A 21,461-nucleotide genomic window follows, 5' to 3' on the forward strand; every position below is an offset into this window, starting at 1 on the left:
ATATGTCACTAGAAAAAGGAATGCAAGCACCTGATTTTGAAGTGAAAAATCAGGACGGGGAAACAGTCAAACTTTCTGACTACAGAGGCAAAAAGGTAATTCTTTATTTTTATCCAAAAGACAACACTCCTGGCTGTACAGCCCAGGCTTGCAACCTTCGCGACAATTACGCCCAACTCCAAAAGGAGGGCTACGAGGTGCTAGGAATCAGCACCGACACAGAAAAGGCCCACCAGAAATTCATTGAAAAACAAGAGCTTCCATTTACCCTTCTTGCCGATACTGAAAAGACGGTACATGAAAAATATGGAACTTGGGTGGAAAAAAACATGTACGGTAGAAAGTACATGGGCACTGCCCGCAAAACCTTCGTCATCGATGAGGAGGGAAATATCGCCGACATCATCGAAAAGGTGAAAACCAAAGAGCATACAAATCAAATACTCAAATAAACTATTCCACCAAAATGGAAAAACTCTCAATCGATCAACTCAATAAAACCTGTTCTCAAGTAAGAAGAGACATCCTGCGCATGGTACATGCGGTCAATTCAGGTCACCCAGGAGGTTCTCTTGGCTGTACTGAATTCTTTGTGGCCCTTTATTTCAACCAAATGGAGCACAACACCAACTTTGATATGAACGGCAAAAATGAAGACCTGTTCTTCCTTTCCAATGGCCACATCTCTCCAGTATGGTACAGTGTCCTGGCCAGAAGCGGGTACTTCAGCGTTGAGGAACTGGCTACATTCAGAAAGATCGACAGCAGGCTTCAGGGCCACCCTACTACTGAGGAGAACCTACCGGGCATCAGAATCGCTTCAGGTTCATTGGGCCAAGGTCTTTCAGCAGGTATCGGGGCAGCTCAGGCGAAGAAAATCAACGGTGATAACAAAACAGTTTTTGTGTTGATGGGTGATGGAGAGCAGCAGGAAGGTCAGGTTTGGGAAGCGGCCATGTATGCCGCCCACCACAAAGTGGACAACCTGATTGCAACGATTGATTTGAACAGACAGCAGATTGACGGTCTTACAGTTGATGTAATGGACCTTCAGGACCTTAGAAAGAAGTATGAGGCTTTCGGTTGGGAGGTTGTGGAAACTAAAAACGGCAACGATATCGAAGAAGTGGTTTCTGTGATTGAAAAAGCCAAATCCCTTCTAGGAAACGGTAAACCAGTAATGAATCTCCTACATACCGAAATGGGTTATGGCGTAGACTTTATGGTTGGCACTCACAAATGGCACGGCGTGGCTCCAAATGACGAGCAGTTGGAAAACGCTTTGGGCCAACTTGAAGAAACCTTAGGAGATTATTAATTGAAAACCCTTTTTCTTGGAAAAGGAAAAATTTAGCACAATGGAAAAGACTTTGAATACAAAATTCACCTATACAGAAAAGAAAGATACCCGTTCAGGTTTTGGCGACGGTCTATTGGAGGCTGGCAGAAAAAACCCTGAGGTGGTTGGACTTTGCGCTGACCTAATCGGTTCCCTAAAAATGGGAGCTTTCCAGAAAGAATTCCCTGACAGATTCTTCCAGGTAGGTATCGCAGAAGCCAACATGATGGGCCTTGCCGCTGGTATGACTATCGGCGGAAAGATTCCTTTTACAGGTACCTTCGCCAACTTCTCCACAGGCCGGGTTTACGATCAGATCCGCCAGTCTATTGCCTACTCTGGTAAAAACGTAAAGATCTGTGCCTCTCACGCTGGAGTTACTCTTGGCGAAGATGGTGCTACTCACCAGATCCTGGAGGATATCGGCATGATGAAAATGCTTCCTCACATGACGGTGATCAACCCATGTGACTACAACCAGACCAAAGCTGCGACAATGGCTATTGCTGAGCACGATGGACCGGTTTACTTGAGGTTTGGACGTCCTAGCTGGCCAATCTTTACGGATAGCAATCAAAAATTTGAGATCGGTAAAGCCTGGAAAATGATCGATGGCAAGGATGTTACCATCTTTGCTACTGGACACCTGGTATGGGAAGCAGTGGTTGCAGAAGCCATACTGGCCGAAGAGGGCATCTCTGCAGAGGTAATCAACATCCACACCATCAAACCTCTTGATGAGGAGGCTATCCTGGAATCAGTTGCCAAAACAGGCTGCTGCGTATCCGCGGAAGAGCACCAGCTTAACGGTGGGCTTGGAGACAGTATTGCTCAGACCTTGGTAAGAAACAACCCGGTTCCGATGGAGTTTGTAGGTGTGGACGACAGCTTTGGCGAATCAGGTACACCAATGGACCTGATGAAAAAGTACGGTCTTAAAGCCGAAAACATCGTAGAAAAAGTGAAGAAGGCCTTAGCTAGAAAATAAGCCATAAAAAACTCCCGATACGACAATGTCTCGGGAGTTTTTTTTTATCTAAAATCAAGAAAAAGAATTTATAATTCCTTAGCCTTCAAATACACCAGGCGCATATCGGCTGGATTGCCGAAATCCAGTTTATTGTCTTTCATATAGTTTCTGAGAGCTTTCCAGTTGTCAGAGGAAATACTCTTTAGCCCCGCAGTTCCTTTTTTGACCTCTTCTTCCCTATCCTCCTTTACAAGGTAATATTTGATCACATCCTGAAAAACATCATAAGCATTTATGGAATAAGCCTCAACTTGGGCAGGCATAAACCTTTTTTCATGATAGGCCACAAATTTTTCATCCCCATCTTCAAAAAGCACCTCTCCTATCATGTAGATGTCTTTGATTTTGAAATACCGAAAAACCCGGTTACCTTCTTCCACGACTACCCTGTCGAGTTTTCTGTTATCAATGACAATGGTTTTGTTGCTTTTCCCTTCGCCTTCCGGCAGTTCTTCTCCGATGAATACCTGGGCTTTTTTGGGGTAGATATTTAGGTTAACATTTTGATAAAACTTGCCGTCACTCATCAGGATGTCCCCTTTTTTCATTTCCTCAAAAACAAACGGAGTCCCCTTTACCCCTTTTGATTTGGCCGTCTTCCCATATTCGGTTACAAAAAGATATTCGTTTTCATTCACATCAGACCTTTCCTGTCCATGGGCCCAAAAACAGGTTATTAGGCAAAAAATTAGGAGAACCGTTCTTTTCATGATCTTAGAATGTTAATATCTATAAATTTAAGCTTTTCGGAGAAGAATAGCAATCCAAAGATTTGGTAGCCAACCCAAGGGAGGTTGTTTCTAATAATATCCTTATTTTTGCATCATGAAAGAAAGCATCTTATCCCTAAGTCCGCAGCATTGGAAGGACTATGAATTGATCGACAGTGGAGCATTCGAAAAGCTAGAACGCTTTGGTCCATATATCATAAGCCGTCCTGAACCGCAGGCCATCTGGGACAGAAGCATGGATGAGAAAGAATGGAGAGAGAAAGCCCATGCTCATTTTGCAAAAGAAAAAAACAATCCTGAAAAGGGACAGTGGAAGGAATTCCAAAAGATCCCCCACAAGTGGCAGATCGACTATAACAACCCCGCAGGCCTAAAATTGACCTTGAATCTTGCCATGACCTCTTTTAAGCATATCGGCTTATTTCCCGAGCAGGCGGTCAATTGGGATTATATTGAAGAAAGCATCGCCAGGATGCCCGTAGAAACGCCAAAAGTCCTCAACCTATTCGCCTATACCGGTGCCGCATCCGTAGCAGCCAAAGCTGCCGGTGCTGATGTCACCCACTTAGACGCCGTAAAACAGGTAGTGACCTGGTCACGCCACAATATGGAATCTTCCGGTCAAGAAGGCATCCGCTGGGTGGTAGATGATGCCATGAAATTTGTCAAAAGGGAAATCCGCCGAGGAAACAAGTACCATGGGATTATCCTTGATCCACCTGCCTATGGAAGAGGTCCAAACGGTGAAAAGTGGGTTTTGGAAGAAGAAATAAATGAGCTGTTGAAGCTTTGTTCCGAGATCCTGGAACCTGATCACCACTTCTTGATACTAAACATGTACTCCCTGAGTTTCTCCAGCATGATTGCCGCCAACCTGGTGAAGTCCAACTTTGGAGAGGTAGAAAATGCCGAGCACGGAGAATTGTATTTGGAGGATAACTATCAGAAAAAGCTTCCATTGGGAATTTTCTTCAGGTTTAGGAAATTGTAACCCTTACCGTCATTTTACCGACCGGTAGGGAGCAGAGAAATCTGGAACGAGAATAAAGTAGTCCAGACCTTTCCATTCCGCTTCGCTGCAGTACTAATGACGTGTAAAAGTTCTCGCAGCGATTTTCGCAGCGCTGCCGCGAGAAATCAAAACGTCATAGCACTTGGTGTGTTTGCAAAATATAAAGCCCCGAGGGGACGATGTGGAGGCACTGAAACAAAATTTATCAAAAAATCAACTATGCACAACCGACAACTATTCCTCTCACACCTAGCCCAGACTACTGATTTCCCTTTGATGATCGAAATCGAAAAAGCGGAAGGAATCTATATGTATGGTCCAAATGGGGAAAGGTATATCGATCTAATTTCAGGCATTGGCGTCAGCAACGTGGGTCACCGGCATCCAAAAGTATTGGCGGCAATGAAGGAGCAGATGGATAAATACCTGCATCTCATGGTATATGGAGAATACATTCAGACACCCCAAACCCAACTTGCCGAAGCCCTAGTACAAACACTCCCCGATGGACTGGATAATGTCTACCTAGTCAACAGCGGCAGCGAGGCTGTTGAAGGTGCTTTAAAACTTGCCAAGCGCTATTCCAATAGACGTGAAATAATCAGTTGTGTAAATGCCTACCACGGTTCCTCCCACGGTTCTCTTTCGGTCGGTGGAAATGAGCTATTTAAAAGGGCCTACCGCCCGCTATTGCCAGGTATTTCACATATTAATTTCGGAAAAGAAGAGGATTTAGTCAACATAACCACATCCACCGCTGCTGTGATCATGGAAACCGTGCAAGGGGAAGCGGGGATAAGAGTGCCTAGTGAGGCCTATTTCAAGGCGTTAAGAAAACGATGCGATGAAACCGGAACTTTGCTGATATTGGATGAAATACAGGCAGGATTTGGTAGGACTGGCAAATTCTGGGCTTTTGAGCATTATGGAATCCAGCCTGACATTTTGGTCTGTGCCAAAGGTATGGGTGGCGGAATGCCCATTGGGGCTTTCATCTCCAGCAAAGAGATCATGGGCCATTTTAAAAATGATCCTTTATTGGGTCACATTACGACTTTTGGAGGACATCCCGTAAGCGCCGCAGCTTCATTGGCTACCATAAAAATCCTCCAAGAGGAAAACATTGTCGAACTGGTAGAAATGAAAGCCAACCTCTTCAAAGAATTCCTTGTCCATCCAAAAATCAAAGAGGTCAGAAACAAAGGTTTATTGATGTGCGTGGCTTTTGAATCATTTGAAGAACTCAAGCCCATCATTGATAGAGCAATCGAAATGGGTGTGGTCACCGACTGGTTTTTATTCTGCGACGACTCCATGCGCCTCGCCCCTCCTCTAGTAATTACAAAAGAGGAAATCAAAGAAGCCTGCGAGATAATTTTGAAAGCAATCGAATATAAAGCCTAATTTGCTCTAAACCCTTAAACTTCTAGACATAAGACAAAGCGAAGCATTTGTCTTATGTCAGAATTAAACTTTTAAACCTAAAAAGGAGCGTCATCTTTGCTTCCGAATCCCCCTGGGAATGGATCATCGTTGCTGTTGGCTTTGCTCTGAAGTCTTATCATGCCACCGTCATCAAATCCCTGCCCACCGGCGCTACTTGGGAATTTGTGACCATACATGGCATCCTGTGGTTGGTAAGGAGTATTCATCTCAAGGTCACAGAATTTGGTGTATTTACCAATAAATCTCAGTTTTACATTCTCCAAGGAACCGTTTCTGTGCTTGGCAATGATTACTTCACCCACACCTGCTGTACTGTTGCCTTCCTCATCTTCCGTGATACCATAATACTCAGGTCGATATAGGAACATTACCATATCGGCATCCTGCTCGATGGCTCCAGATTCCCTCAAATCCGAAAGCTGTGGCCTCTTGTCCCCACCCCTGGTCTCCACCGAACGTGACAACTGGGATAGTGCAATCACCGGAACCTCCAGTTCCTTGGCAATCATCTTCAAAGCCCGGGAAATACTGGCAATTTCCTGCTCCCTGTTTCCTGAACCCTTGCTGGTATCTCCAGACATCAGCTGAAGGTAATCGACTACGATCATTTGAATATCACTCTGCGCCTTCAACCTTCTGCATTTGGCACGAAGCTCAAGAATGGAAAGTGCAGGAGTGTCATCCACAAAAAGTGGGGAAGACGAAAGTTTACTGGTTTTATGAATGAGCTGTTCCCATTCGTAGTCAGCTAGATTTCCTTTCTTGATTTTCTCCGAATCCAATTCGGCTTCAGAAGAAATGAGTCTGTTCACTAGCTGCACGGAGGACATCTCCAGAGAAAAGATGGCTACAGGTCTATTATGATCCACAGCCGCATTTCTCAAGGTTGACAATACGAAAGCCGTTTTACCCATGGCAGGACGGGCGGCTATAATCACAAGGTCGGATTTTTGCCAACCAGAGGTCACACGGTCCAGAGCAGTAAAACCACTTGGCACCCCGGTAAGTCCATCTTTCTGGCCTTTTTTACCTTCCAGTTCCGTGATGGCTGCTCTCATGATGGATCTAAGGTCGGAATAGTTTTTCCGAATATTTCTTTCGGAAATTTCAAAAAGGGAGGATTCCATTTTATCCAAAAGCTCAAAAACATCCGTTGTCTCCTCGTAGGCCTCCTTTTGGATATCCGAGGCTATCCGGATCATGTCCCGCTTCATGGCCTGTTCGGTGATGATTCTGGCGTGGTATTCAATGTTTGCGGCAGAGGAAACCTTTGAAGTCAGTTCGGTGATATGGTAAGCACCGCCGGCTATTTCGAGTTTGCCGTTCTTTTTAAGCTGATTGGTTACAGTCAGCAGGTCAATTGGTTCACTGCCGTTGAAAAGATCCAGAATGGCCTGGTAGATGACCTTGTGGGAATCTTTGTAAAAGCTGTCGGGGCTAAGGATATCCACCACTGCCGTGAGGGCATCCTTTTCCAACATCAGCGCACCCAGCACCGCCTCTTCCAATTCGGGCGCCTGCGGTGGCAATTTGCCTACGCCAATACTCTGTTTTAAGGAATTGCCTCTCCTTGAAGGACTCCAATCTTTACCTGCGGGTTTGTTCTCTGCCATAGAAACAAATGTAAGCCGTTTAATCCAGAGTTAATAAACAATTTATTCACGCAGTTATCAACACCAGAACTTAAAAACCCCTTAAAACACTCACTGCTAACCAGTAAGAAACTGACCCTTGTGAAAAATTGCTTAAAGCGAGAAAGGGAAATTATTAACCTCATGTAATTTTTCAAAGAATCAAAACGACTAGTTTTTAAACGCTTACAATCAGCCAATCAGATTTGGCCGGAGTTAATTGCAAACAAAGCTTTCAAAGTCAATAAGGTTACCCATGAATTTCTTATTTTTGATCGATCAAACTTTGACCCTATGTCCAAAAAATACCACTTTATTGCCGTCGGAGGCAGTGTGATGCATAATTTAGCCCTTTCGATGGTTGCCAAGGGGTACGAGGTGAGCGGTTCGGATGATGAGATATACGAACCATCCCGCACCCGCCTTGAAAACGCAGACATTTTACCTGCTGAGAAAGGCTGGTTTCCCGACAAAATACATCCCGGACTGGACGGCATCATTTTGGGCATGCACGCCAGGCAAGATAATCCCGAATTGCAGAAAGCGCTGGAACTTGGAATTCCAATTTTCTCCTTCCCTGAGTTTATCTATGAACAAAGTCGGGAAAAGAAAAGAATCGTCATCTCTGGTAGCCATGGTAAAACCACCATCACATCGATGATCCTGCATGTGCTCAAGTATCACGGGATGAATTTCGATTATCTGGTAGGAGCCCAAATTGAAGGGTTTGATTTAATGGTCAAGTTGTCCGATGCACCAATCATCATTATTGAAGGCGACGAGTACCTCACCTCCCCTATGGACAGGCGTCCCAAGTTTTTCCACTACCATCATGATATCCTCCTGATGAGCGGGATTGCATGGGACCACTATAATGTGTTTCCGACTTTTGAAAATTATCTTCAGCAATTCAAGACTTTAGTCGAAATGACTCCGGATGAAGGTCAGTTTATCTACTGTGAAAGAGACCCTGAGGTCAAAAAACTTGGAGAAGCCAGTTTCGGCAAGTACAAGAAAACTCCTTACGAGGCACATCCTTATGACATCGCAGAAGGAATCACATACCTAAAAACTCCTGAAGCCAATATCCCAATTGCGGTATTTGGAGAGCATAATCTTCAAAATCTTCAAGGAGCTTTGGAGGTTTGCCAGGCAATTGGCGTGAGTGCGCCAGCCTTTTACGATGCCATCCAGCATTTTAAGGGAGCGGCCAAAAGGCAGGAGATCTTGGCCAAAGCGGATGACAGGATATTCTTCCGGGACTTTGCACACGCCCCTTCCAAACTGAAGGCCACGGTGGAGGCGGTGAAATCCCAGTTCCCCAATAGAAAGCTCATCGCCGTACAGGAACTTCACACTTACAGTTCCCTGAACAGGGACTTTTTGTCCAATTATGCCCATACCTTTGATGCAGCCGATGAGGCTTTGATTTATCTGAATCCCAAGGCAGTCGCTCTGAAAAAACTTGAATTGATGAGTGAGGATACACTTCGGGAGGGTTTTAAAAGAGAAGACCTCAAACTTTTCACTGAAATGGAAGAACTAAAAAGCTACCTGGAAAGTAAAAGGTATGACAACACCAACTTGCTGCTAATGAGCTCCGGAAATTATGACGACATGGAGCTGACTTTATTGAAAAACAAATTTAACCTAGCTGAATAATGAATCTGAATCTAAGAACACCTATTGCATTTTTTGACCTGGAGGCCACTGGCACAAATATATCTACCGACCGCATTGTGGAATTCAGCGTAGTGAAAGTTCAGCCTGATGGCACAGAAGAAATCTTGACCAAAAAGGTAAATCCAACCATTCCCATTCCAAAGGAAGTGTCTTTGATCCACGGTATCTATGATGAGGATGTAAAGGACGCGCCGACTTTTAAGGACATATCCAAAGAGCTTTACAAGTTTTTGGAAGGTGCTGATTTGGCTGGCTTCAATGTGTTAAAATATGATATTCCTCTTCTGGTAGAGGAGTTTTTGAGAGCCGGCTTGGATTTCGACATTGAGAAAAGAAGCATCTTGGATGCCCAGAAAATCTTCCATATGATGGAAAAAAGAAACCTCACAGCAGCTTACCAATTCTACTGCGGTAAATTGCTAGAAAATGCCCATAGTGCCGAAGCTGACACGATTGCCACCTATGAAATCTTCAAGGCCCAGATTGACAGGTACAATGGCCAAGAAGTAGAGGATCTTTTGGGGAACAAATTAGGTGTCATTGAAAACGACATCAAAAAGCTTCATGCGCTTTTCAACGAAAAAATGGTTGATCTGGCCGGCCGTTTTATCTTTAATGATGATGGCGTGGAATGTTTTAACTTTGGCAAGCACAAGGGTAAGCCCATTGAGCAGGTGCTAAAGGAAGAGCCGGGTTATTACGATTGGATGATGAAGGGAGATTTCCCATTGGACACCAAGAGGAAATTTACGCAAGTGAAGCTAAGAAGCTTTAATAAATAAGTACGAAATACGAGGTACGAGGTACGAAGTCGCGACGTTTGTTTACTTCGTCCTTCGCACCTCACACCTCGTACTTCCCTATTATCTTCTGTTTTTGTTATAATATTCCAAGGCATCGGGCATCATTTTATTAAGCTGCTCGATACGTCTGTTTGGTCCAGGGTGAGTGGATAGAAACTCAGGCGGTCTTTGTCCTCCTCCTGCTGCTGCTTCCATTCTTTGCCAGAAAACCGGAGCCTCTCTTGGGTCGTAACCGGCAATCGCCATGAAGGTCAGGCCCAACTCATCTGCTTCCAATTCTTGGTCACGGGAAAACTTCAGCATTCCTACTTGCCCGCCATAACCTACAGCTTGCAAGAAAATCTGCTGGGTCATGCTCGGGTTTTGTCCCATAGCTACCTGTAATCCTCCTACCAAACCATTGGCTACCAAACCTTGCGACATCCTCTCTCTTGCATGGTTGGCAATGGCGTGGGCTACTTCATGTCCCATGATTACCGCCACACCGGTTTCATTTTGCGCTATAGGCATAATTCCAGTATAAAATGCCACTTTGCCACCTGGCATAGCCCAAGCGTTTATCTGGTCACTTTCTATAAGGTGAAATTCCCAGGCAAAACCTTCTGTGACATCATCATATCCTCTTTCCTGAAGATAAGTTTCTACCGCTTTGGCGATCCGGTTTCCTGCATTTACTACCATTTGGCCTTCCGCGGTATTGGTAACCAAATTACTTTCTGCCTTTACCTGATCATACTGCTCGTATGACATAGGAAGAATTTCTGAATTGCCGATGATACTCAGCTGCCGTCTTCCACTGAGAGGCACTTTAGCACAACCTTCAATAATAAAGGCTGCAGCTAAAATAAAGATGATTTTCTTAATCATGTTATCAAAGTTTGCTTAGGCGAAAATAACCAAAAAAAGTGCCACAAAAAACTGACTTTAACCTATCAATTTTATCACTATTTACCTAGCTGTGCCCATTTATTTGTTTTATATTTAGAACTCATAAAAACCATTAGCCCACGAATGCGCTTTATTACCCGCCTTTTTAAGAAGAAAGTCAGATCCATACCGGATAAAATCAACATAGAACTCAACCGGTTACGCGGACTTTCCAGCAGTCATAAAGGATATAGTACCATCTTCACTACTCCATTTCGATATCACCATGCGGCGAGTTTTGTAAACACCTACATGGAGATTTATCAGGATGAAATCTATAAATTCAATCCCAAGATTAAATCTGGAGGCGTGATTTTGGATTGTGGGGCAAATATGGGATTGAGCGTGATGTATTTCTCCAAAAATTACCCCAAGCACCAAATAATAGCCTTTGAGCCGGAAAAGGCAATCTTTGAAGTCTTGGAGGAGAATGTTGAAAAATTCAAACTCAACAACGTCACCCTACACCAAAAGGCAGTATGGACGGAGGAAACAGAACTAACCTTCAGCACCGATGGTGGCATGGGCGGCCGGGTCAACAATCTTTATAAATCCAAGAAAAAACCAGTAGAAAAGGTGAAAACGGTGGACCTGAAAACCTTGCTTAACGGGCAAGTGGACTTTTTGAAGCTCGACATAGAGGGCGCAGAGGTAGAAGTCCTAAAAGCCTGCAAAGGCTCCCTATCCAAAGTGCAGCACGTCTTTTTCGAATATCACAATGACATCCATAAACCTCAGTCGTTGCATGAATTACTTTCATTAGTCGTAGATGAAGGATTTTATTATCATATAAAAGAATCAAGTGTTCGGAGAAGACCATTCGTAGACCAAAAATTGATTTGTGAAACATTCGATATGGCGATCACAATATTTTGTTATAAAAAATAGAATAAAGTTAAGAGCTTTCAAATATGATTAGTATTATTATTTGCACTATAAACCCTACAAACTTATTAAATATCAGTAAAAACATAGAGAATACTATTGGTGTACCCTATGAAATAGTCGCTATCGACAACACACAAAATCCTAAAGGGCTTACTGCTATTTATAATGAAGGCTCAAAAAAAGCAAAATATGAAAATGTTTGTTTTGTACATGAGGATGTAAAATTTCAGACTCAAGATTGGGGTAAAGTCATATTAAAAATTTTCACTAACGAAGAAGTTGGCTTAGTAGGTGTTGCAGGCAGTTCCCATAAACCTAAAATTGCTTCGGGATGGGGAGCATTAGGTCTTCAAGAAAAATTCATAAAAATAAATTTAATTCAGCATTTTAAATTTGTGAATCAGCCACCAATAAAACAGTATCAAAATACTGAAAATGAAAAATTAGCACAAGTGGCCTGCTTAGATGGTGTTTTATTAATTTCCAAAAAGTCTATAATTGAAGAATTTCCTTTTGATGAAAAGTTATTAAAAGGATTTCATTGTTATGACATAGATTTATCATTAGCAATTGGTCAGAAATACAAAGTTGCCGTAACGTATGAAATATTGATTGACCATTTTTCTGAAGGAAAAACTGATGTCAATTGGATTGCTGATACAATTCTTATACATGATAAATGGAAAAACATTTTACCGATATCAATAAATCCTATAGATCACAGTGAAAAAATCAGATGTGAAAAACACACCTACAAAAATTTTATAAGGCTATTAAGAATTTATGCACCAATTAAAACAGCTTTTAAAGTTTTAAATTCTGGTGAAATTAAAACTTTAAAAAAGTCTACATATTGGAAACTTTGGATAATTACCTTTAGAATCTATTTTCTAGAAAAACATTCAAAAAAACCGTACAATAAAAGACTTATTTAATAGGCTATAGGAATAGGTATATCAATATTCTCCTTTACAGCTTCCAAATACCTAAAGCCATGTTTTTCATCAGGTTCTAAATGGCATCCTTCTCCCCACTCATTCCAAGCATTGATAAAAAAGTATTGCTGGTCAGGGGCAAAATTTTTGATAGTGTAATTATTTAAGTGCTTGATCCATTCACCAAAAACCTCTGGAGTTGAATCCACAAACATTCTGGCATTGCAACTACGTCTCGGTGAATTGTCCCAAGATGGACAAGCACATCTAAAATAGGTGTAATCTGGAATGCTTCGGTTCACCATGTTATTCATCATGGTACTATAATCATATATACCGTTCTCATAAACCTCATTCTTTTCTATGCCTGTTAAATGAAGACATTTCTTGAAGAGATATTTAACCATATTTTTCTTATGAATCTTCTGGCCTAACAAAGTGCCATCAGGGGCAAACTCCATCCCTGCATCAAATCCACTAATGCACGGATCCTCATAACGTTGAAAATTCTCCATTCGGATCAAATACAAGTCCGGAAACCCAGCCTTTTTGGCCACATCTCTCCAAACTTCAGAAGCAATCTTAATATTTGGGTGCAACTCGGTTCTATACATAAGTAAAACCGGCTTGCCATCAATTTTAATATAGCGAGGATCTTTAAAAATTTCTAATAAATATTTTATATGGGCAAGATCATCTTCATCGGAATAATCCTGTTGCATCAAAACCTTCTTATCATTCCCATCCCATCTACGCGTCCAATTTTCATTTGCCCAACTCAGACAAAAAGGGAAATCGATATCACTGTTAAGCCAATTATGAATAGGCTTTTCTAAAAGCAGTTTGCCATTAAACCAATAGTGATAAAAACAAAATCCATGAATACCATAAGACTCGGCTAAAGCGGCTTGATTTCTCATTACCTCTATATCAGAAAGGTCATAATAATCCTTGTTTAGAGGAACATGGGGCTGATAATGATCGTCAAACACAGGCTTTGCCTTCCGAACGTTTGTCCATTCGGTAAAACCTTCACCCCACCATTTATCGTTCTCATGGATTCTATGGAATTGAGGCAGGTAAATAGCTATTGGCTTAACTGAGTTGCTTTTAGGCATTATTCTTTTGTTGAAAATTCTTGCATTTCGACCAGCTTGCGGTAAACTCCTTCTGTGAGCATGAGTTCCTGATGGGAACCTGTTTCAATTATCCTGCCATCTTCCAACACTACAATCAAATCCGCATTCTGAATGGTACTGAGCCTATGGGCAATGACCAAAGAGGTACGGTTGCGCATCAGTTTGTTCAGGGCATCTTGTACCAGTTTTTCGGATTCGGTATCCAGAGCTGAGGTCGCTTCATCCAGCAACATGATGGGTGGATTTTTCAATACCGCCCGGGCTATGGAAATCCGCTGCTTTTGTCCACCGGACAGCTTCATCCCCCGATCACCAATATTGGTATCGTAGCCCTTTTCTGTTTCCAGAATGAAATCATGGGCATTGGCAATCCTAGCTGCTGCTTCGATTTCCTCCTGGCTTGCATCTGGCTTTCCAAATGCGATGTTGTTTCGGATGGAGTCGTTGAAAAGAATCGATTCCTGATTGACCACCCCGATCTGGCTCCTGAGGGAGTCCATCGTCAGTTGCGTGATATCATGGCCATCAATCAAAATCTTCCCCCCCTGTGGTTCAATAAACCTTGGAATCAAATCCATCAAAGTTGATTTACCTCCCCCTGACGGACCAACTAGAGCAACTGTCTTGCCTTTTACGATTTTCAGGTTAATATTATTGAGAACATTTCTGCCCGGATACGCAAAGTCCACATTTTCAAGGCTCAACTCATCTTGAAACTCCTTAAGAACTTTCGCATTTTTTGCATCCTTTATTTCTGGCTTCTCGTCTATAAGGGCCAGCACCCGCTCCCCTGCCGCAATGCCCGAGTGAACCGTGCTGAAGGAATCCGTAATTGCTTTGGCAGGTCGCATTACCTGCGAAAATATGGCGATGTAGGCGATAAATTCCGATGGGCTAAGCTCGGATCGGTTATCGATAATCAGGGATCCTCCATAAAGAACTATGATAGCCACCATGGTCACTCCCATAAATTCTGACACCGGAGAGGCCAACTGTTGCCTTTTGACCATCTTACGGCTCAGGTTCGAATACTTTTCGTTTTCCCAGTTAAACTTGTCTTTGATGCTTTCCGTCGCATTGAAGGCTTTGATAATTTTTATACCGGAAAGTGCCTCATCCAGGTAACTGATCATCACCCCATACATGTGCTGTGCCTCTGAGGCCTGCTTTTTCAACCGCTTTACGATTCTGGCTATCACAAAACCAGAAATGGGAATAATTAACAGAGAAAAAATAGTCAGCTTAAATGAAATGGCAAATAGCATGAATATATAAGCAAGCAATTGCAAGGGTTCCTTAAAGATTACTTGAAGGGTACCGGTCACACTGAACTGCACGACCTGCACATCGGAGGCAATCTTGGAAATGATATCCCCTTTGCGCTGGTTGCTGAAATAACCCACATGCATATCCATGATGTTGTCAAAAACCCTTCTCCGAAGGTTAAGAAGCGTATGAATCCTCAGGTTTTCCATCACCCGCTGGGATAGGTACCTGAAAATATTACTGAATAGCACAGAAATGACAATAACAGCACAAACAACTTTTAGAGCGCCGTATGGGCCAAACTGCTCATTGGCCAAATGGGCATAGTAATTAAGATAACCCACCGGATCGGTCCAGCTTTCAGGCTTGCGGGTTGGTCCTGCGTCCTTACTGGAAAAGAGGGTGTTGAGCAACGGAGCCAGCAGGGCTAGGTTAAGTGTATTGAAGATTACCCCAAGCAAGGTGAAAATCAAATAGGGGATGGCGAATTTTTCTATTGGCTTGGCAAAGGAAAGTAACCGAAAGTATGTTTTCATTATATATCTTTACAGGATGCACCTGTGACGTATCTGGTAATTTAAGTCCGCAAAATTACTAAATCTATAACGATTCAGGCTAGAAATCCTTTTGAAAATCAAAAACTAATGCCTCAACAGCCAGTTCCCACTAGTAGAATTGCCAAAAACCCTGATCATAATAGGCTTAAGACCATGAGTAAATCCCTAGTATCCTTCAGTTTCTTTAATTTCCCTTTTGCTCAAAAATGGTGGGCCCTGAGGCAGATGCAGCATTCAGACTTGGAGGTTCCGGGAGCCAGTTTTGCAAAATTACTGGGAAGCGGAGGAGGCTCAGGTTTTTCCCTCAAGCCCGATTTTGGAACTTACGTCATTATGTGCATTTGGGATTCAGCTGAGAAAGCCAAGGCCTGGGAGAACACCGATCTGTTTTCAACCTTTGCCTCCAAAAGCCATAGCCACCAAACTCACTGGATGTCCTGCCTTCAGTCATATGGCTGCTGGGAAGATGGCAACCCTTTCCAAAATTATGAAATGGCAGCCTATACCGATGGGCCTGTTTTTGCCTTGACCAGAGCAAGTATTGACAAAACCAAGTTATTGGCTTTTTGGAGGAATGTGCCCGTGACTACAAAGGCGCTTTATGACTCCCCGGGACTTATTTTTGCTAAAGGGATTGGACAATTCCCCTTGGTGGAACAGGCCACATTTTCCCAATGGAAAGACCTGGAAAGCATGAAAAACTTCGCTTACCAGTCGGATCATAAGCAGGTCCTTAAGATGGCCAATAAAGAAGGGTGGTTTAGGGAAGATCTTTTTGCAAGGTTTATTCCGGTTGACATCAATGACCTGTGAGCCAGATTTCATGAAATTTATCAAAACCAGACTTGCTCCTACCCCAAGTGGTTACCTGCATTTAGGAAATGTGCTCAACTTCCTGATCACCGCCGCCTTGGCCCGCCAACAGGGAGCGACCATCCTGCTGCGTATTGATGATTTGGATCAAGCCCGTAAAAGGGCAGCATATGTCCAAGATATTTTTGAAACACTTGAATACCTCGAAATCCCCTTTGATGAAGGACCAAAAGATATGAAGGATTTTGAAAACAATTGGTCTCAGGTCCATCGGCTTCCTTTATACCAAAATGCCTTAGAGGGTTTGAAAGCACAAAAAGCAATTTTTTCATGTTCTTGCAGCCGCAAACAGATTTTATCCCGAAGCAAAAAGGGCATCTACAAAGGCAAATGTATTCCTAAAAACCTTCTTTTTGAGAAAAAAGATTGCTGCTGGAGATGTAGGGTAAAAGGAAAAACCGTCACCAGCTATCAAACACTTGAAGGACACAAAAAAGAAATCCAATTACCCAAAAAGCTGCAGCACTTCATCGTCAGAAGAAAAGACCTACTGCCGGCCTACCAAATAGCCTCCTTGGTGGACGATCTCCATTATGGAATTGATATGATTGTACGCGGGGAAGACTTATTGGGCTCCACCGCCGCCCAACTCATTTTAAGTGAGATACTAGATGAAGCTAATTTTGCCAACATCCGCTTTTATCATCACCCTTTAATCAAAGACGAATCATCCATCAAGCTTTCCAAGTCAGCAGGAAGCACTTCCATCCACTTCATGCGCAGCATCGGAATCCCACCCTCTGACATCTACAAAATGGTTAGCGATTTTCTAAAAATGGAACCTGTAAATAAATTTGAGGAATTCGTTGAGGGATTTAGAATGGGTTGAACTTATTCCCGACAGCTATAGATGGATTGAAGAGTTGAGCCGGAATAATTCTCCCTTAGAAAAGTACAACGAATTCTTAATCCATAGCAAAACAGGCGGGAATGTGTAAGGAAGATGGCCGACATCCTGCCTACATCCTACCGATATCCTACTGACATCCTCCTAACATCCCTTAATTTTACTGCTGACAGGATTGTATTATGGTGCTGTATCCAAACTATTTCTCTTCAATTCTCTTATCTAAGTAAACCCAGACTTCAGATATAATTAAATCAAGCAAAAACATGGAAACCACAACAGTAAAAGCCTTCGGTGCAGCTTCAAAAGAGGCGGATTTGGACCAAATGGACATTAAACGCAGATCGGTGACCTCAACGGATGTCGAAATTGAAATCCTGTATTGCGGGGTTTGCCATTCGGATTTACACACGGCCAGAAATGACTGGGGAGGCACTATATATCCGACCATACCCGGCCATGAGATCATTGGTAAGGTCACTCAAGTTGGTGAAGAAGTTTCCAAATATAAAGTTGGTGACCTTGTCGGCGTAGGGTGTATGGTGGACAGCTGTAGAACCTGCGAGAGCTGTAAAATGGACCTGGAACAGTATTGTAAAAATGGCTTTACTGGCACTTATAATGGAAAAGAAAAGTACCTAGATGAACAGACCTTTGGGGGGTATTCTCAGAAAATTGTGGTTGAGGAACATTTTGTATTGAAGGTCCCCACGAATTTAGACACAGCGGCGGTTGCCCCCTTGCTGTGTGCCGGGATCACTACTTGGTCCCCCTTGAGGCATTGGAATGTAAAAGAAGGCAGCAAGGTTGCTGTAGTCGGGCTGGGTGGTCTAGGACATATGGCTATTAAGCTGGCCAAAGGACTGGGGGCATCGGTAGCGCTATTCTCAAGGTCAGAAGGCAAAATAGAAGATGCCAAAAGGCTTGGAGCAGATGAAGTCATCATTTCAACCGACTCCGACCAAATGAAGAAATCAAGAGGAAAATTTGATCTAATCATAGACACAGTCCCTTACGCCCATGATCTTAATCCCTATGTCAGCACATTAAATATCAATGGCACATTGGTATTGGTTGGCTATTTAGGAGACCTTGACCCCATCTTAAATTCTGTTCCAATGATCCTTGGAAGAAAATCAGTGGCCGGATCAGTGATCGGAGGCATCGCCGAAACGCAGGAAATGCTCGATTTCTGTGGAGAGCATAACATCGTCTCGGATATAGAAATGATCAAAATGCAGGAAATCAACACGGCCTATGAAAGAATGCTCAAAAGCGACGTAAAATACCGCTTTGTTATTGATATGGCTTCGTTGAAGGATTAGAGTGGTTTAGAAGTTTATTTCCCGATGGGTGCTGCGCACATCGGGAGGTTTAGGAGTTTAGTAAAATTGATTTAATTGTTCCAAGGCTGAGCCTTGAGACCTAAACACGCTCCTTCATATCTTTGCGATTAAGCGGTTCGAAAAAACAAAAATGCCAAGTCAAAGACTTGGCATTTTTGTTACTTTTGGAGTCTACTCCGGTCTCCGTCTTCAATCTCTATCAATACCTCGCAGGAGCTCCTTTTTCTGGCGTCGACTTCAAGATAAATTGTCGTATATCCTCATTGGAGGTTTCCAAATCCTCTGCGCGCAGGTACATCATGTGACCACTGCGGTACCCTTTCCAGTCCATTCTGTCTTTCAGTTTGCCACTTGGATCCATTTGCCACAAATTATATTTGGCATTGAAGTAATCAGTACCTCCATCATAGTAACCGGACTGAACCAACAAATGAAGGAAAGGATTCTGAGCCATAGCAGAACGGAGATTCTCCCCTGTCCTATCACCGCTTCTGTCCCAAGGGTGCACAGGTCCGAATAAATTATACGTTAGGTCAGTTTCATATTTCAAAACGTTCCTTACATAATAGTTCATGGCCGGTGCAAAGGCATGGTTCCAAGCAGTAAGGGCTGGGTCATGATCGGGACGCTCTCCGGAGCCCTGGCGATCAATCCCCCTATAACGGCTGTCCAATCTTCCAATTGTTAGTCCTTCTTCCCTCATCAGCTCTTTCCAGAAAAAGTTTGTGGGTACAGCCAAGTTATGCTCCAAGATCACCTTTTCACTCATTCCCGAATAGCGGGCCATCTTTTCGGCAAGTTCCTTTTTGCGGTCTTCCTCCAAATATCCACCTTTCACCATCGCTGGGATCAACTCATTGATGGTAAACTCCTCCACTTCAGGAAGTAGGTCGTCCAAATCCTGGTTTTGAAGATCGGAATCCAACATTTCATGAAACCAAGCCGTTGCGGCGTAATAAGGCAAATAATTGGCAGCTGACACAGGTCCCCCTCTATCAATTCCTAATCCGGTAGGCGACACCAAGATCACACCGTTGAAAAACATCCAATGGGAATTTTGCAATCTGTTGACCATTCCGGCCACTCTTGTGGTACCGTAACTTTCTCCAATAAGGTATTTTGGGGAAGCCCATCTGTTCTGTCTAGTCACAAATGTATTAACCCAATCAGACAGGTATTCAATATCGGCATTTACGCCGAAAAACTTCTTTCTATCAGTTTCCTTGTCTACAATTCTGGAATAGCCAGTATTGACCGGATCTACATACACGATATCAGCTACATCCAAGATGGAGTGCGGGTTAGAACGGGTCCCGTATGGCTGCGTTGGATTACCCTCATCGTCCATATTCAGTAATACTGGCCCGGTATAGGCAATGTGCATCCATATGGAAGCGGAGCCTGGGCCACCGTTGAAGGAAATCACCAATGGTCTGGTAGCTTTATCACTAACATCAGTTCTTTCGTAATAGGTGTAGAACAAAGAGGCGATTGGCTTGCCATCCTCATTCCAGACAGGCTGGGTACCCGCAGTGGCAGAATATGGGACACGCTTGCCATTGATGGTAATCTCGTGATTGGTGGTATTAGCCGACTCCACTTCGATCTGCCTTTCTTGGGAAAAGGATACAAATTGAACTGAGATCAGCAAACTCAGCATCAGTATAGTTTTTTTCATTTGGGTTAAGTTTTATTTGCAAAAAAACCTATCCAGCATCACTGAATAGGTTCCTAATATAAAACATTATGGATAAACTATATCTGAACTTTCTATAAATACTGCTTTAACCTGATAAGCGGATTAGTCTCTAAATGACTTATTGACATCCAAAACCAAGAACCTGACCTCTTCAGGTTTTTTTTGCTGACAGATCTGGAGCAGGATTCCCTCTTTGATCACAGTCAGTTTCATATGGTCCAAAGGCTCTGAGCCTGGGACTTTGATTTCAGACAGCAAGTTGAAATTTTTGTCAATAACCTGAATTGAAAAAGGTCGTCGGGCCAAACTGTTGCCATTGTCATGATGATGGGCTACAGTTCTGTAAAACAACTGCCTGTTTTCATCATAATAAATGTTGTGGTAAAATCCATTCGGGTTGCTGTATTGGATTACGTTTCCGAATTGGTCTTTTTGTGGTCTAATTCGGTTATCGTTGAGGAAAGGACTTTCAGCCTTACTCGATTTGGCCTTGTTATTCTTGAATTTATAAGCTTTGAGTTCAGGATCTTTCAAGTAAGAAATCACCAACCTTTCCTCGTCTTTCATTTTCAAGGTGGTAAATTCATATTTTGGACTGGGTAGATTGTTTGACTTATAAGTCGATTTAGGATATCCCGCAAATTCTTTTTCAACTTCCCCGGCTGCTAGGTCATATACAATCATGGCCGGCTTCCCTTTCAAGGTGAAGCTTCCATTCTTTTGGTAAGCATGCATAATAGGCAAATAGGCCTTTTGGTCCATCACAGCAAAGTTATTAAGATGGTCCGACACACTTATCGCATATTCTTCATTATCCAACTCCTGCGTGACCAGCCAATGTTCCACCATTTTTCCAGCACTATCAAGCTGAATCAAATTCCCTTTCTGGCTGAGCATATAAATTTCATTTGGACTCATGATATCGAAGGAAACTGCCTTGAACCCAGGCAACCCCTCCACTACAGGGGGATTAATGGTTTTGATGTGGGTTTTAGTCCAAAGGTCAAAGATTTCGAAACCTCCCTTTTTACAATCAAAAACATATAAAAAATCAGCCCCCTTATGGTTGGTCACCATCTTCATTCGGTAAGATTCAGGAAACTTGCTGTGGTTTAGTACCAGTGTATCACTGATGATATCGTGAAATTCGATTACAGGAGTGTGTCTCTGACCTTCCACCTCATGGGCACAAAGAAAACAACAGTAAAATACTAAAAAGGCCACCAAACGAAACATATCCAATTATTGATTTAAAAAATAATCACCAAATACAAATTCAATAATACATGATACAATTATTATACCATGA

The 21,461-nt window shown here is 42.8% G+C and carries 19 protein-coding genes; 12 read left to right on the top strand and 7 right to left on the bottom strand.

From position 1 onward, the window contains the following. The first annotated feature begins 2 nt into the window (after positions 1 to 2). From bcp to KIH41_RS04605, 3 genes are read left to right on the top strand one after another with little or no spacing between them, the layout of a single operon-like run. The gene (gene bcp / locus KIH41_RS04595) at positions 3 to 452 is read left to right on the top strand and encodes a thioredoxin-dependent thiol peroxidase (RefSeq protein ID WP_214161694.1); all 450 of its coding nucleotides are present in this window, start codon (positions 3 to 5) and stop codon (positions 450 to 452) included. 14 nt (positions 453 to 466) lie between these two features. Beyond that, positions 467 to 1,318, top strand: a complete 852-nt coding sequence (locus KIH41_RS04600; RefSeq protein ID WP_214161695.1) for a transketolase — start codon at positions 467 to 469, stop codon at positions 1,316 to 1,318. 40 nt (positions 1,319 to 1,358) lie between these two features. After that, on the top strand, positions 1,359 to 2,327 hold the full coding sequence (locus KIH41_RS04605) for a transketolase family protein (protein ID WP_214161696.1): 969 nt from the start codon (positions 1,359 to 1,361) through the stop codon (positions 2,325 to 2,327). Positions 2,328 to 2,395: 68 nt separating this feature from the next. On the opposite strand, the gene KIH41_RS04610 is transcribed toward KIH41_RS04605, so the two are convergent. Then, complete coding sequence (locus KIH41_RS04610; protein ID WP_214161697.1) at positions 2,396 to 3,079, bottom strand: hypothetical protein; 684 nt, start codon at positions 3,077 to 3,079, stop codon at positions 2,396 to 2,398. 115 nt (positions 3,080 to 3,194) lie between these two features. Between KIH41_RS04610 and KIH41_RS04615 the strand changes: the two genes are divergently transcribed. Further along, positions 3,195 to 4,091, top strand: coding sequence for a class I SAM-dependent methyltransferase (locus KIH41_RS04615; RefSeq protein ID WP_214161698.1), 897 nt, complete (start codon positions 3,195 to 3,197; stop codon positions 4,089 to 4,091). 240 nt (positions 4,092 to 4,331) lie between these two features. Then, the gene (locus KIH41_RS04620) at positions 4,332 to 5,516 is read left to right on the top strand and encodes an aspartate aminotransferase family protein (RefSeq protein ID WP_214161699.1); all 1,185 of its coding nucleotides are present in this window, start codon (positions 4,332 to 4,334) and stop codon (positions 5,514 to 5,516) included. 77 nt (positions 5,517 to 5,593) lie between these two features. Here KIH41_RS04620 and dnaB read toward each other — a convergent pair whose 3' ends face one another. Beyond that, positions 5,594 to 7,171, bottom strand: a complete 1,578-nt coding sequence (gene dnaB, locus KIH41_RS04625) for a replicative DNA helicase (protein WP_213944136.1) — start codon at positions 7,169 to 7,171, stop codon at positions 5,594 to 5,596. Positions 7,172 to 7,483: 312 nt separating this feature from the next. Here dnaB and KIH41_RS04630 point away from each other — a divergent pair, with 312 nt between their 5' ends. Both KIH41_RS04630 and KIH41_RS04635 read left to right on the top strand, forming a co-directional pair. Then, positions 7,484 to 8,851 carry a UDP-N-acetylmuramate--L-alanine ligase gene (locus tag KIH41_RS04630; RefSeq protein ID WP_214161700.1) on the top strand — a complete coding sequence of 456 codons (1,368 nt, stop codon included), beginning with the start codon at positions 7,484 to 7,486 and terminating at the stop codon, positions 8,849 to 8,851. Then, positions 8,851 to 9,654: a 3'-5' exonuclease gene (locus KIH41_RS04635; protein WP_213944134.1), complete on the top strand. Its 804-nt coding sequence runs from the start codon at positions 8,851 to 8,853 to the stop codon at positions 9,652 to 9,654. The genes KIH41_RS04630 and KIH41_RS04635 overlap by 1 nt, the downstream gene beginning before the upstream one ends. A gap of 81 nt (positions 9,655 to 9,735) precedes the next feature. Here the strand turns inward: KIH41_RS04635 and KIH41_RS04640 are convergent, their stop codons facing one another. Then, entirely contained in the window at positions 9,736 to 10,542 is an 807-nt protein-coding gene (locus KIH41_RS04640) for a M48 family metallopeptidase (protein WP_213944133.1), read from the bottom strand. Positions 10,543 to 10,686: 144 nt separating this feature from the next. Between KIH41_RS04640 and KIH41_RS04645 the strand changes: the two genes are divergently transcribed. Then, on the top strand, positions 10,687 to 11,490 hold the full coding sequence (locus KIH41_RS04645) for an FkbM family methyltransferase (RefSeq protein WP_214161701.1): 804 nt from the start codon (positions 10,687 to 10,689) through the stop codon (positions 11,488 to 11,490). A gap of 23 nt (positions 11,491 to 11,513) precedes the next feature. After that, on the top strand, positions 11,514 to 12,425 hold the full coding sequence (locus KIH41_RS04650) for a glycosyltransferase (protein WP_214161702.1): 912 nt from the start codon (positions 11,514 to 11,516) through the stop codon (positions 12,423 to 12,425). On the opposite strand, the gene KIH41_RS04655 is transcribed toward KIH41_RS04650, so the two are convergent. Then, entirely contained in the window at positions 12,422 to 13,543 is a 1,122-nt protein-coding gene (locus KIH41_RS04655; protein WP_214161703.1) for a glycosyltransferase WbsX family protein, read from the bottom strand. The genes KIH41_RS04650 and KIH41_RS04655 overlap by 4 nt on opposite strands. Next, positions 13,543 to 15,366 carry an ABC transporter ATP-binding protein gene (locus KIH41_RS04660; RefSeq protein WP_214161704.1) on the bottom strand — a complete coding sequence of 608 codons (1,824 nt, stop codon included), beginning with the start codon at positions 15,364 to 15,366 and terminating at the stop codon, positions 13,543 to 13,545. Before KIH41_RS04660 ends, KIH41_RS04655 begins: the two co-directional genes overlap by 1 nt. 108 nt (positions 15,367 to 15,474) lie before the next feature. On the opposite strand from KIH41_RS04660, the gene KIH41_RS04665 reads away from it, so the two are divergent. The 3 genes from KIH41_RS04665 to KIH41_RS04675 all read left to right on the top strand — a co-directional run bounded on the left by KIH41_RS04665 (position 15,475) and on the right by KIH41_RS04675 (position 18,432). Beyond that, complete coding sequence (locus tag KIH41_RS04665) at positions 15,475 to 16,200, top strand: DUF3291 domain-containing protein (protein WP_214161705.1); 726 nt, start codon at positions 15,475 to 15,477, stop codon at positions 16,198 to 16,200. 10 nt (positions 16,201 to 16,210) lie between these two features. Further along, complete coding sequence (locus KIH41_RS04670; protein ID WP_214161706.1) at positions 16,211 to 17,089, top strand: glutamate--tRNA ligase family protein; 879 nt, start codon at positions 16,211 to 16,213, stop codon at positions 17,087 to 17,089. 284 nt (positions 17,090 to 17,373) lie between these two features. After that, positions 17,374 to 18,432: an NAD(P)-dependent alcohol dehydrogenase gene (locus tag KIH41_RS04675; protein WP_214161707.1), complete on the top strand. Its 1,059-nt coding sequence runs from the start codon at positions 17,374 to 17,376 to the stop codon at positions 18,430 to 18,432. A 220-nt stretch (positions 18,433 to 18,652) separates the two neighbouring features. Here KIH41_RS04675 and KIH41_RS04680 read toward each other — a convergent pair whose 3' ends face one another. Together KIH41_RS04680 and KIH41_RS04685 are read right to left on the bottom strand one after the other, a co-directional pair. Next, entirely contained in the window at positions 18,653 to 20,131 is a 1,479-nt protein-coding gene (locus tag KIH41_RS04680; RefSeq protein WP_213944125.1) for a S10 family peptidase, read from the bottom strand. A gap of 123 nt (positions 20,132 to 20,254) precedes the next feature. Continuing rightward, positions 20,255 to 21,388 carry a DUF4221 family protein gene (locus tag KIH41_RS04685; protein ID WP_214161708.1) on the bottom strand — a complete coding sequence of 378 codons (1,134 nt, stop codon included), beginning with the start codon at positions 21,386 to 21,388 and terminating at the stop codon, positions 20,255 to 20,257. Between the last annotated feature and the right edge of the window lie 73 nt (positions 21,389 to 21,461).

Source organism: Litoribacter ruber (genome assembly GCF_018500185.1).
In the GTDB taxonomy this organism is placed as follows: domain Bacteria; phylum Bacteroidota; class Bacteroidia; order Cytophagales; family Cyclobacteriaceae; genus Litoribacter; species Litoribacter ruber.

What these genes read in the sequence shown, in the direction of transcription:
- bcp (WP_214161694.1), top strand. Translation starts at nt 3, where the DNA reads ATGTCACTAGAAAAAGGAATGCAAGCACCTGATTTTGAAGTGAAAAAT.
- KIH41_RS04600 (WP_214161695.1), top strand. Translation starts at nt 467, where the DNA reads ATGGAAAAACTCTCAATCGATCAACTCAATAAAACCTGTTCTCAAGTA.
- KIH41_RS04605 (WP_214161696.1), top strand. Translation starts at nt 1,359, where the DNA reads ATGGAAAAGACTTTGAATACAAAATTCACCTATACAGAAAAGAAAGAT.
- KIH41_RS04610 (WP_214161697.1), bottom strand. Translation starts at nt 3,079, where the DNA reads ATGAAAAGAACGGTTCTCCTAATTTTTTGCCTAATAACCTGTTTTTGG.
- KIH41_RS04615 (WP_214161698.1), top strand. Translation starts at nt 3,195, where the DNA reads ATGAAAGAAAGCATCTTATCCCTAAGTCCGCAGCATTGGAAGGACTAT.
- KIH41_RS04620 (WP_214161699.1), top strand. Translation starts at nt 4,332, where the DNA reads ATGCACAACCGACAACTATTCCTCTCACACCTAGCCCAGACTACTGAT.
- dnaB (WP_213944136.1), bottom strand. Translation starts at nt 7,171, where the DNA reads ATGGCAGAGAACAAACCCGCAGGTAAAGATTGGAGTCCTTCAAGGAGA.
- KIH41_RS04630 (WP_214161700.1), top strand. Translation starts at nt 7,484, where the DNA reads ATGTCCAAAAAATACCACTTTATTGCCGTCGGAGGCAGTGTGATGCAT.
- KIH41_RS04635 (WP_213944134.1), top strand. Translation starts at nt 8,851, where the DNA reads ATGAATCTGAATCTAAGAACACCTATTGCATTTTTTGACCTGGAGGCC.
- KIH41_RS04640 (WP_213944133.1), bottom strand. Translation starts at nt 10,542, where the DNA reads ATGATTAAGAAAATCATCTTTATTTTAGCTGCAGCCTTTATTATTGAA.
- KIH41_RS04645 (WP_214161701.1), top strand. Translation starts at nt 10,687, where the DNA reads ATGCGCTTTATTACCCGCCTTTTTAAGAAGAAAGTCAGATCCATACCG.
- KIH41_RS04650 (WP_214161702.1), top strand. Translation starts at nt 11,514, where the DNA reads ATGATTAGTATTATTATTTGCACTATAAACCCTACAAACTTATTAAAT.
- KIH41_RS04655 (WP_214161703.1), bottom strand. Translation starts at nt 13,543, where the DNA reads ATGCCTAAAAGCAACTCAGTTAAGCCAATAGCTATTTACCTGCCTCAA.
- KIH41_RS04660 (WP_214161704.1), bottom strand. Translation starts at nt 15,366, where the DNA reads ATGAAAACATACTTTCGGTTACTTTCCTTTGCCAAGCCAATAGAAAAA.
- KIH41_RS04665 (WP_214161705.1), top strand. Translation starts at nt 15,475, where the DNA reads ATGCCTCAACAGCCAGTTCCCACTAGTAGAATTGCCAAAAACCCTGAT.
- KIH41_RS04670 (WP_214161706.1), top strand. Translation starts at nt 16,211, where the DNA reads ATGAAATTTATCAAAACCAGACTTGCTCCTACCCCAAGTGGTTACCTG.
- KIH41_RS04675 (WP_214161707.1), top strand. Translation starts at nt 17,374, where the DNA reads ATGGAAACCACAACAGTAAAAGCCTTCGGTGCAGCTTCAAAAGAGGCG.
- KIH41_RS04680 (WP_213944125.1), bottom strand. Translation starts at nt 20,131, where the DNA reads ATGAAAAAAACTATACTGATGCTGAGTTTGCTGATCTCAGTTCAATTT.
- KIH41_RS04685 (WP_214161708.1), bottom strand. Translation starts at nt 21,388, where the DNA reads ATGTTTCGTTTGGTGGCCTTTTTAGTATTTTACTGTTGTTTTCTTTGT.